Here is a 10,945-nt window from a genome sequence, read left to right as displayed (position 1 = left end):
CTTTATTGCCCACCATATGTCCATATGTATCGTTAATTTGTTTGAAGTGATCCAGATCAATTAACAACACCCGTACCTTGTTCCCTTTCTCGACTAATTGTTGCCCGAATAACAAGGTTTGCTGCAAGGAAGACAGGCCTGTGAGCGAATCAATCATGGAGAGGTGCTTATATTCGTTTCTCTCTTTGATCAGATTACGCATCATATGGGTTAGCAAGGAAGACACGAGGACATTCAACAAGATGGCGAATACGTTCGCCCACAGCTCCTCTGCTTCCATAAGTCCCTGATACCGGATAAAAAATAACGTGGACGACAGCAAACCTGCTACAAAAGGAACGATCGGACTCGTATTGATAATAGCAATGAGCAGCAGCAGCGGGTATAGGATGAGCAGGAAACAGTGCAGCGGCACTACCGGCAATACGAATAACAACAATAGCAGCGCTGTTGCAGACAATACGAATGAAGTCATCTTGCTCGACCGAAATCGAACCAGGAACAGCAAGTTGATCGAGAACACCAAGGAGAGGAGGAGATCATTCCATTGCGTGTAACTCGCAGCGATGGCGCATGATGAGGCGAACACCGCCAGCGGGCCAAGGAATATTTCCAGACGCTCATATGGGAACAATGACCGCCAATTCAATTTAATTAAAGGTTTCATCATAACCGATCTTCCTTTCGTCGGAAAATCTGAAAACGAAAAAAAACCATTCCAATAATCGGAATAGCTGGGTTTGCATCAAAAAACAACATTCTGTTTTCATCGGCAACCCAGCTATCATAGTTCTTGGTAGAACCTTAGACCTGAGGCTTTGCGTCCTTGCCTTTCGGCAAGTTTGCCATTTATCGGTATATAGGACTATCGGGTAGTTCTTTTTAACTACTTCACTATAACACGAAACTCATCAGTTTCCTAGTGTTATTTTCATCATTTTGGTAAAAAGCCTTCTCGGCTTACTAGCAAATCCCCTTCCTCGAACCGACTCCGCAATAAATCCAGGACACGCATATATGCGTCCCGTTCAAACCAAGATTCCAGCCCAAGCTGTTGAAAGATGTCTCCGATCCGCAAAGATTGTGTTCGTTTCCCACCACTACCGTCTCCCATATAGAAATCATCGAGGCATACACGCCCTGTCACCGAAGCCAACGTATCCGCGAATGTATCCGAGCTTGGGAGCACTGGCGAAACCGCTGCCTGCGCAGGTATACCTGCATCCCGCAGCAGCCTTAACGCTTTCAGCCGTGCAGCAATTGGAGGAGCCGCGGGGCTGAACGCCTTGCGAACGTCTTCTCGATCTGTCTCAACTGTCACACTTACCCGAATTCGGTCTTCGAATTGAGCGAATAAGTCGATATCTCTTGTCACCAGTGGACTGCGTGTCTGCACGAACAGGAAGTCAGGCGGTGAAACGAGCATCGCTTCAAGTAATGATCGTGTTACCTTCGCCTTCACTTCGGCAGGTTGATAAGGGTCCGTTGCACTGGACATGAATATCGTGACCGAGCCTTTCTTCTTCGCCTTCCGCATATCACGAGCTAGCTGCTCAGCCGCCTGCTCCTTAATATCCACCCATGTCCCCCACTGCTCTTGGCGGAATAAGGAGACCGGCATCCGGCGTACGTAGCAATAAGAGCAAGCGAAAGCGCATCCTGCATAGGGATTCAGCGTATGACTATAGCCGGTTAAGTATCCTCCAGTAGGAGTTAGAACTTGCTTGGGGACTACTGTGCGAATCGTAGCATTCATCTGTATCTCTCCTTGCTCTCAGTATTAACCATTCAAATCATATGAAATCCCATGACATCACGTACTTGGCCGATGACACGCTGAGCCGTTTCACGAGCTTTGGTCCGTCCGTAGAGTAACAGGTCTCGAACATCAGCATCTGTCAATCGTTCTCGCCTCTGCCTGAACGGTTCGACGATCGACACAACCGATTCCGTTAATAATGACTTGCACTGTACACAGCCAATCTGTGCGTTCCTGCATGGCTCCACCACAGTTGGGGTGAGATTGCCTACTGTGAAATACGTATGCAGATGAAAGACGTTGCAACCTTCCTTAGTCGGAGTACCGGGAAGCTCACGGTGTGTTCTCGTCGGATCCGAATAAGCTCTCTTCACCTTCCGACCGATCAACTCAGGATCGTCCTTCATACTGATATAAGAATCCGCTGCATCTGACTTGCTCATCTTCCCTTCACCCGTCAGCGCCGGAATTCGGACCGCTTGATCTATCATCGGTTGAGGCTCGGGGAAGACGTGTCCGTACAGCTGATTGAATCGACGCACGATCGTTCTTGCGATCTCCAGATGCACAAGCTGGTCTTCTCCTACTTGCACATACTCGCCTTTATGAATTAGAATATCAGCTGTCATGAGCACGGGATACCCCACTAAGCCATAATTCACATTATCAGGGTGCTTCTTGGCCTTTTCCTTGAAGGTCGGGCAGCGTAGCAGCTCTCCGAGCGGCATCATCATGCTCAAGTACATATGCAGTTCTGCCAACTCGGGGGCTAATGAAGACTGTGCGTAGAATGTGCATTTGTGTGGATCAAGGCCGGCCGCCAAGTAATCCTTGGCAATCTCGATTACGTTCTTCGTCATATTCTCCGGCTTCGGATGTGTCGTCAGACTGTGCAAATCCGCAATGAAGAACGAAGCGTCGTACGTCTCCTGAACGTCCAATAATCCTTTTAACGCGCCATAATAATTACCCAGATGCAGCTCTCCCGTCGATCGTATGCCGGATACAAGTGTTTGTCTAGCCATCGAAATCCCTCCATTTATTTGTTTGTATTCCACGCTTTCCATGCTTGTTCCCTAGCCAATTCACCTGCGGTTGCCATCGCCAATCTTCATTCATTGCCGTCACACTCCTATTGAGTCATTAGTATCGTTGTACGCAAAAAAGGGGCTCCCGTCCTTATAAAAGGACGGGAAACCCCGCGGTACCACCTTGATTGGCCCGATGCTTCGGACCCGCTTCATCGTATCAGGCTGGTCATCGTGCATCACCGCCGAATACGTGTCTCTTGTAACGATGAGACATTCGCCGAAGCCTACGTGCGCCAACTATCAGACGCCTTCGGTTCGGATGCTCAGAAGCCCATTCAACACCACCCAATCACTGATTCGCACCGTCCATCAGCTCTCTATAGATTGCATGTTGCTTACTCTTCTTCCTCATTGCATAGTTATATTGAAATTACAGCCAATTGTATACCAAACGGATCTCATTATCAAGATGATCTTAGTTGCTGCAGTAATTCCGATAACGAATGATCTGCCATGGAGGCGATCCGCCGATTATGTGTTCCGAAAGGCAGTGTTTCCGTTACCGAGTTCGGCACGATCACACAATTCAAGCCTGCGCGATGAGCGGCCAATGCTCCATTCGGTGAGTCCTCGAAGGCAACTGTCTCGAATGGTTGTACCTCTAATGAGTTCACTGCACGCATATACAGCTCCGGATCGGGCTTTACTTTCGCCACATCGTCCTTCGTATGGATCGTTTCGAAATAATCCATAAGCCCTATTCGCGATAAGTGGCCAGTAACCCAAGCTCGGGATGAACTCGAAGCCAGTCCGATTCGCAGTCCGAGCGCCTGCGCTTCTTCTAAGAAAGACACAACGCCTGGCCGTACAGTCTCATTCTCCATAAATCGTGCGAAGTTAGCCTTATGCATGCTGCGGACTTGTTCCCTGTCTAGGGCAAACCCGACTAACTCATCCAAATGATCATAGGGATTGTATACCGATAAATCGGTCCCCACGCAACCGGACCAGCGATCCAAGGTCAGCTGATGACCATGCTCCTCGAACACCATCTGGAACGCTTTGAACTCATTCGTCTCCGTATCCAGAATCAATCCATCGAAGTCAAATACGACTGCACGCCACATATTAATTCTCTCCCATCCTCTTTGTCTACTTGTCCAGTATACAATAAAAATAACCCCTCGAGGGGGCAGAGTTAAGGAGATTCACCTCACTTTGTGGGGCTGAGTATCGGGGTCCCCGCAAAGTAATAGGCATAGGCTTCGAAGATTTTCGCTTCACTTTGTGGGGCTTAAACGCAGATCATCAGGACGAATCGACATCAGCTCCTGCTTGGAAGGAACCGATGTATACTGGCCCATTAGACGCACCGCCTGGTGACGGATCGACTTTTCGAGCAGATTCCTTACATATCTGGCGTTACTGAACGAGCGCCAATACGCAATCTTCTCCTCAGCCAAATGCTGCTTCAACTTCGCCACGGTTTGCGGCATAAGCACATAATCCTTCTCCTTCGTCATCTGCTCGGTAATGAGCAACAACTGATCCACACTATAATCCTCGAAATCCAGCTGAATAGGGAATCGCGAGGGCAGGCCAGGGTTCGTCGCCAGGAATTGCTCCATTTCATCCGGATAACCGGCAAGAATGAGAATGAATTGATCCCGGTAGTCTTCCATCGACTTCACCAGACAATCGATCGCTTCCTTGCCGAAATCTTTTTCTCCCCCCCGTGCCAGGCTGTACGCTTCGTCTATAAATAACACGCCACCCATCGCTTTCTTGACTAGCTCACGGGTCTTGATCGCCGTATGCCCGATATACTCTCCGACCAAATCTGCCCGTTCCACTTCGATCAAGTGCCCCTTCTGCAGCAGACCCATCGATTGGAACAGCTTGGCGATAATACGGGCTACCGTCGTTTTCCCGGTTCCAGGATTGCCTTTGAATATCATATGGTACACTTGTGGGTTGGACAGAAGTCCTGCTTCCGTTCGATATTGTCCGACTTGCAGAAGCGCATATATTTCATAGATCAGTTCCTTGGCATGCTCCAGCCCGACCATACGATCCAAATCTTTCATAATTTCCGCAAAGGGACCTGTTCCGGTAATCGCCCGATTGGCGGAAGCCGGCTGTTCAGGATCAAGTGGCGCAGTAGGATTGGCGTGGCGGAGCACTACATTGATTTGTCTGGATGACTTCGAGCCGGCTTTCGATTCTGTAGGAACAACACGACTACTCAATGAATTCACCTCTCATCCCTCTGACTACTACTTTACCGGTTTCAGCCTTGTCCTATGAATGTTTTTTTCAAAAAAAACAAGCCAGGGATGTCCCAGCCCGGCTCGTTTGATCAAATGATTTTCATTATAACTATTGAATATTTATTCATCGATATGTATAATGATGCGAAATAACATTTTATAAAGGAGGCCTGCCCAAATGCTTCAACTGGACAATACTGCACAATTGGAACGAATTGCCGCCAACACATGGCCTGCACAGCATAACGAGGCGCTAGAACAATGGTTGCTGCGAGCTAACCCCGAATTACCTTCCAGACGTTCCAACAGTGTACTTACGATCGGACAATTCCCTCGAACAGCGGACTGGATGGAGCGAATCGATACATTTTACGCATCGCACAGCCTTCCGACTCGGTATCAGATCGGTGCATCAAGTCCGAACGAGCTGGACGGTATGTTGGAAAGGTTGGGCTATGAGAAAGAGATGGAGTCGATCGTTATGGTCGCCAGCGTTGATACTGTCTCCAAGATTATGTCATCTGGTGATCCAATCCCTTATAGCTACTCGCTCACTGACACAGCAACCCCTCAATGGACTGCGGCTTTTATGAATATCGAACAGTTCGCACCAAGCCGTACAGAAGCCTATCAGCAGATGATGGATCGGATTCAGGCTCCCAAAGTATTCGCACTTGCTCATGATCTGTCTGCTGAAGCTGCCGGGATAGGAACGGCTATACTTGAAGGAGAATGGGCAGGCCTTATCAACATAGCAACGGCCATTCATTCTCGCAGACAAGGCATTGGACTTCAAATGATTCGCACCCTTATGGAATGGAGTTCCCAGTATGGGGCCCGCTACATATACTTACAGGTTCTAGCGACTAACGAGACCGCCCAGCAATTGTACTGCAAACTCGGATTCGAACCGGTATTCAGCTATCACTATCGCACTCGCACTTCATCCGTAGGTTAAGGACGATTCCCGTTTATCGTAAAACGCAGTTTATCCATCTCCCATTTCGTGAAGGCTAGCGTTTCTCTCGCTTTGTGCCACGGCATCCACATGACCTGGGAGTTCATGGAGGAAACCTTCGTACGTTCCATGTCCAGGAAACGAGCAATATCATAGGCTCTCGCAGCGTGATAGGTATGCGTGATCAGAATAGCGCTTGTCCATCCTTTTGCGGTCATGATCTGTTGTGACAACAGTACGTTCTCATATGTACTCCGGGCGAGTGGTTCCAACGAAACAGCTTGCTCCGGAACACCTTCTCGAACCAAATAATTGCGCATTCCTTCCGCTTCTGTGATCGTCGAGCCGTTGTGATCCATTCCACCACTCACGATAAGATGTGCGACTTGACCATTGCGATATAAGGAGAGAGCACGCTCCAGCCTTTCCCGTAACGCCGGACTCGGCTCATTGTTCCATACGGAAGCTCCAAGCACGATGCCCACATCTGCACGCCCATTCGGGGCTGTTTCCGGAACGGTGTGAATCTTGTACTGGATATAGGCTACCCACAAACAACCAACGATTAGGCAGACAATGGCTAGTCGAATGAACAGAGATAACTTTCTGCGTCTTCTTCTCCGATTAGAGATGGTTACCGTTCCGTAATGTATTGGCATCCGCTTCCTCATACTTCTAACCACTCATTCAGATGCATGTCCGCGACGAGTGTCAAGTCGAATGACCCTTTGCGGCACTCCTCCATAACCATCCTGGCAGTCGACCAGGCTAGTTCGTAATCTTCGGCATTCACGATCCCTTGCTGGCGCGCCTCCTCCAGCTCCTCCTGATCGAGCAAATAGAGCTCACCGGATGGAAACATAACAATATCCAGAAACAGATCGTCATACCAAGGGATTCCTTGATCCGAAATCCCCTGTTGCTTACATATATCGATGTATCGCTGCACAATACAGTCCTTCTCATCATATACGGAAGTCAGCACATAGCTGGCATGCTCCGGAAAGTGCTGCACCCACTTATAGCCGTTATCTACAATCCGTGTTGGGCGATTGTTATAGTTGACAACCAGCGGTTCTCTCACACGAATCATCTCTAATAGCGTCATATGCCCGCTGAAACCGATCGATTGCTTGGAGTAGACAGTGAACCTTCGCTCCAATATTCTTGTCCAATCGGCGCGATCCGCATATTTACGTATCACGAACGCTCATCCCCTCCCAATCTGGAATTACTTCTCCTTGATCGTTATGCTCTTGATCTTCACTTCTTCAGTTGGAACACTCATTTCCCCACGAGAGCTGGCCTTAACAGGAGTCGAGGCAATGGTCTGCACGATATCAAGTCCCTCGGATACTTTACCAAAGATCGTATAGTTCGGAGATTGATTCAATCCGCTGCACTGCTCACCTGTACATATGAAGAACTGGCTGCCTCCTGAGTTAGGCTGTCCTGTATTAGCCATTGCTAAGATGCCCGTCTCATACTTATAGGGGCTCTTAAGCTCGTCTGGAATGTTGTAGCCCGGTCCACCTGCACCGGTCCCTGCTGGGTCTCCCGACTGGATCATAAAGGATTTCATAATCCGGTGAAAGACGACGTTGTCATAAAAACCTTCTCTGGATAAAAATACGAAATTGTTCACTGTTTTGGGGGCGTTCTCAGCGAATAAAGCTACTTTAAACGACCCTTTGGACGTTTCGAAGGTGGCCTCATACGATTTCTTGGCATCGATCGTCATAGTTGGAGCTGAAGTCCATGTCTTCTTTGCAGGTGTAGCTCCAGGCGTTGCAGTTGGAGCAGCAGTCGGAGACGGTGTCGGGGAAGCGGACTTCCCACCATTCGTGCTTGTGTTGCCACCTGCACCGCTAGTTTTACCATCGTCCGGTTGCGGCTTAGAACCGCAAGCGGCAATGGACACACATACCGCTGTAATCATGAGCAGTAATCCGATTCGTTTCAACATTGAGTTCATTCTTGTTCACCTGTTCCTTCAATAAAATAGTGATTTTGACAATCCATTATCTCACCTGCGGTGTTATTGTAGGCCTTGGCAGCTGGCCTCCGACAGGAGTTGACGTTGGTGTGGGTGTCGGAGTCGGCTTGGGAGTTGGTGTTGGAGTTGGGGTCGGCTTAGTGCTGCCGGTCCCACCACCACCGGGAGTAGGGGTCGCTCCTGGCCCGCTGCCGTTGCCAGATCCATTGCCATTGCCATTGCCATTTCCGTTACCGTTATTGCCGTTACCATTCCCGTTGCCATTATTTCCATTGCCATTGCCATTATTACCATTCCCGGGTTTGTTGCCACCATTCCCGTCAGACCCAGAAGACTCCTCAATCGTCACCGTAACAACGTTCGAATTGGCACCCTCCTGGTTGTTGTCCATATTGAGCGGCACTACGTAGAATTGATACGTCTCGCCAGGCTTGACAGTGAAGTCCTCATACAACGTTGTTGCCAATCCAAGCGAATCTCCGTAAGACGCGTCCTTGGAGCTTTTACGGAACAGCTTGTAAGTGATATTGCTCCCCTTAACCGGAGTCCAACTAAGTTTCACCGAATGGTCGCCCTTGTTATAGGTAGCTGTCAAATCGGTAATACCTTGAGGCGGTTCACTCAAGTCAGGAACGCCACTCGGCTTCTGGAATTGCACGACAGTACGTCCATTCAGAGCCTTGGACATAATCTCCTTGAACAGCGCGGCCGGACGTCCGCTGCCGCCGTTCACGAAGTGCTTGGTGTCTGTCGTGTCGAAGCCCATCCAGATCGCAGCGGTCCATTCTGGCGTATACCCGGCGAACCAGACATCGCGGTAATACTGTTCGAACCCCTTCAAGTCCAACTGTGTCGATCCCGTCTTCCCGGCAACCGGACGGTTCATCTTGGCACTCGCTCCGGTTCCTACATCAACAGCATTTTTGAGCATAGTCGTCATGTAATAAGCGTTTTTGGCGCTCATGACTTGCTCAGGCTTATCTCCTTTGAATTTATACTTTTCCTTCCCGTCTTTATCCAATATTTTAACAATCGCATGGCTCTCATTCAACTGTCCGTTATTAGCAAACGCTGTATATGCCCTGGCGATCTGTAAAGGTGAGGTTCCATTCGTCATCCCCCCTAAGGCAATGGACAAATTCACATCCTGCGGGCGTGTGAACGTGATCCCCAACTTCTCAGCAAACGCCATCCCCTTACTAACTGTAATCTTATTCAACATCCACACGGCGGGAGCATTCGCTGATTTCTCAATCGCCTTCATCATCGTAATCTGACCGGTGTACACATTGTCCCAGTTGTTCGGGCTGTAGCTGCCATAAGACAGCTTCTCATCGGTCAACATTGAGTAAGGGTTATATCCCATCTCCAGCGCTGGGGCATACTCTACAATCGGCTTGAATGATGAACCCGGCTGGCGTGGCTTGATCGCCCGATTCCAAGTCTTCGTCTTGTAGTCCCGACCGCCGATCATCGCGACAATACCGGCATCCTTATTGTTCAGGATCGCCATCCCGCTCTGCATGATTTGTTCCGGTCCATCCTTCTGGAAGAAATCCGGATTCGCATAAGCCGTCTCCGCGACTTTCTGGGCATTGGCATCCATCGTCGTATACACTTGATACCCGCCGCGCAGAAGTTCATCCTCCGTCAGACCCGTCTTCTCGATTGCTTCATTCACCGCGAAGTCCAGGAACGTTACGTAATCCTTCTTCGCCGAAACCGGAGGTGCCACGTAGTTGTAAGCCAACGCATCGGTCTTCTCTTTGTCCGTAATGTAGCCTTGTTCAGCCATCAATTGAAGTACGACCCCGCGACGCTCCTTTGATTTCTCCGGATTGTCCAGTGGGTTGTAGTTACTCGGCGCCTTAGGAATGGCCGCTAAGGTAGCGATCTCTGCAATTTTCAAGTCTTTCAGATTTGCAATGCCAAAATATTTTTTGGCCGCTGCTTTCACGCCCCATGCTGAATTTCCGAAATAGATGCGATTCAAGTACATCTCAAGAATCTCATCTTTCGTCTTGTGATTTTCCAAGGCAATAGCGATCGACGCCTCGGTAGCTTTACGGAAAATCGTTTTATCGGCGTTCAAAAACATATTTTTGGCCAATTGTTGAGTAATTGTACTGCCGCCTTCGAGAGCACTGCGGTTAATGACATCCTTCACAATCGCACGTCCAATCGAGAAGAAGTCAATCCCGGAATGCTCGCTGAATCGTTTATCTTCGGTAGCGACGAATGCTTGCGGCAACTTGTCCGGCATTTCTGCCATCGTTACGACTTCACGATTCTCCCGAGCCATTGTCGATACTTCTTTGCCAGTGACATCATAGAAGATTGCCGCTTCCGACATCTCCATTTTATCTTTATTCATTTCGTATTGCTTCTCGCCGCTAAGCAAGATGATCATATACCCGACCATCGCGCAGACGACCCCCAGAATGATCAAGACCAACAACCAGATGAACCATTTCTTCTTGTTAAACTTCTTGCGCTTCTTATTCGGTTTGGTGGTTGATCGATCGGATTTTCCTTGTACAGTCATCCTTCTCGACATCCTTTCTCGCTAAAATCCTTAGAAGTAAAAGAACAACCCTTAAGGTTCGGGTTGCTCTGTGCACTATCGTTATTAACGTAGGCGGCTCTAGAAAAGTTTCAACTTCGCCCGTTCCAGCGCTAATCAGCTTCCATTATTCGGAAGTTTCCTGCTGCATAAGCGATACTGGACGTTGTGGGGTAAACGTAGAGATCGCGTGCTTATATACCATTTGCTGACGGCCTTCACTGTCAATAATAATGGTAAAATTATCAAATGCCTTAATGTACCCGCGAATTTGAAATCCATTGGTCAAGTAGACGGTTACGGCGATGCTTTCTTTGCGCAATTGATTCAAGAAAGTGTCTTGAATGTTGATCGATTTGTTCATAATG

At 48.8% G+C, this 10,945-nt stretch carries 11 protein-coding genes, 1 riboswitch and 1 other annotated feature; of the genes, 1 reads left to right on the top strand and 10 read right to left on the bottom strand.

Going from position 1 to position 10,945, the window contains the following annotated elements; genetic code table 11:
• The 5 genes from AC1DWB_RS19590 to AC1DWB_RS19570 all read right to left on the bottom strand — a co-directional run.
• Positions 1–670: GGDEF domain-containing protein (locus AC1DWB_RS19590; RefSeq protein ID WP_477542775.1), on the bottom strand; the 670-nt coding region annotated here is incomplete at its 3' end.
• Between the two features lie 98 nt (positions 671–768).
• A riboswitch (cyclic di-GMP riboswitch) is annotated at positions 769–857 on the bottom strand.
• 77 nt (positions 858–934) lie between these two features.
• Complete coding sequence (locus AC1DWB_RS19585; protein WP_477542774.1) at positions 935–1,756, bottom strand: SPL family radical SAM protein; 822 nt, start codon at positions 1,754–1,756, stop codon at positions 935–937.
• Between the two features lie 32 nt (positions 1,757–1,788).
• Entirely contained in the window at positions 1,789–2,784 is a 996-nt protein-coding gene (gene trpS, locus AC1DWB_RS19580; RefSeq protein WP_477542773.1) for a tryptophan--tRNA ligase, read from the bottom strand.
• Positions 2,785–2,941: 157 nt separating this feature from the next.
• Positions 2,942–3,211 (bottom strand) — a binding site (T-box leader).
• A gap of 43 nt (positions 3,212–3,254) precedes the next feature.
• Complete coding sequence (locus tag AC1DWB_RS19575) at positions 3,255–3,917, bottom strand: HAD family hydrolase (RefSeq protein ID WP_477542772.1); 663 nt, start codon at positions 3,915–3,917, stop codon at positions 3,255–3,257.
• Positions 3,918–4,070: 153 nt separating this feature from the next.
• Positions 4,071–5,039, bottom strand: a complete 969-nt coding sequence (locus tag AC1DWB_RS19570; RefSeq protein ID WP_477542771.1) for an AAA family ATPase — start codon at positions 5,037–5,039, stop codon at positions 4,071–4,073.
• 199 nt (positions 5,040–5,238) lie between these two features.
• Here AC1DWB_RS19570 and AC1DWB_RS19565 point away from each other — a divergent pair, with 199 nt between their 5' ends.
• A complete protein-coding gene (locus tag AC1DWB_RS19565) occupies positions 5,239–6,018 on the top strand; it encodes a GNAT family N-acetyltransferase (protein WP_477542770.1) in 780 nt (259 codons plus the stop codon).
• Here the strand turns inward: AC1DWB_RS19565 and AC1DWB_RS19560 are convergent.
• From AC1DWB_RS19560 to hfq, 5 genes are all read right to left on the bottom strand, one after another.
• Positions 6,015–6,677, bottom strand: a complete 663-nt coding sequence (locus AC1DWB_RS19560) for a YdcF family protein (protein ID WP_477542769.1) — start codon at positions 6,675–6,677, stop codon at positions 6,015–6,017. The two genes, AC1DWB_RS19565 and AC1DWB_RS19560, sit on opposite strands and share 4 nt — an antisense overlap.
• An 8-nt stretch (positions 6,678–6,685) precedes the next feature.
• Positions 6,686–7,222, bottom strand: a complete 537-nt coding sequence (locus AC1DWB_RS19555; RefSeq protein WP_477542768.1) for a ribonuclease FAU-1 family protein — start codon at positions 7,220–7,222, stop codon at positions 6,686–6,688.
• A gap of 27 nt (positions 7,223–7,249) precedes the next feature.
• Complete coding sequence (locus AC1DWB_RS19550; protein WP_477542767.1) at positions 7,250–7,993, bottom strand: peptidylprolyl isomerase; 744 nt, start codon at positions 7,991–7,993, stop codon at positions 7,250–7,252.
• Positions 7,994–8,039: 46 nt separating this feature from the next.
• The gene (locus tag AC1DWB_RS19545; RefSeq protein WP_477542766.1) at positions 8,040–10,559 is read right to left on the bottom strand and encodes a transglycosylase domain-containing protein; all 2,520 of its coding nucleotides are present in this window, start codon (positions 10,557–10,559) and stop codon (positions 8,040–8,042) included.
• 145 nt (positions 10,560–10,704) lie between these two features.
• Positions 10,705–10,941 (bottom strand): RNA chaperone Hfq, encoded by a 237-nt coding sequence (gene hfq / locus AC1DWB_RS19540; RefSeq protein WP_477542765.1) that lies wholly within the window; start codon positions 10,939–10,941, stop codon positions 10,705–10,707.
• Positions 10,942–10,945 lie beyond the last annotated feature (4 nt).

Source organism: Paenibacillus sp. P4_E11, from assembly GCF_056401635.1.
The sequence above is the reverse complement of the archived record's forward strand: the minus strand, read 5'-3'. Positions and strand labels throughout refer to the sequence as shown.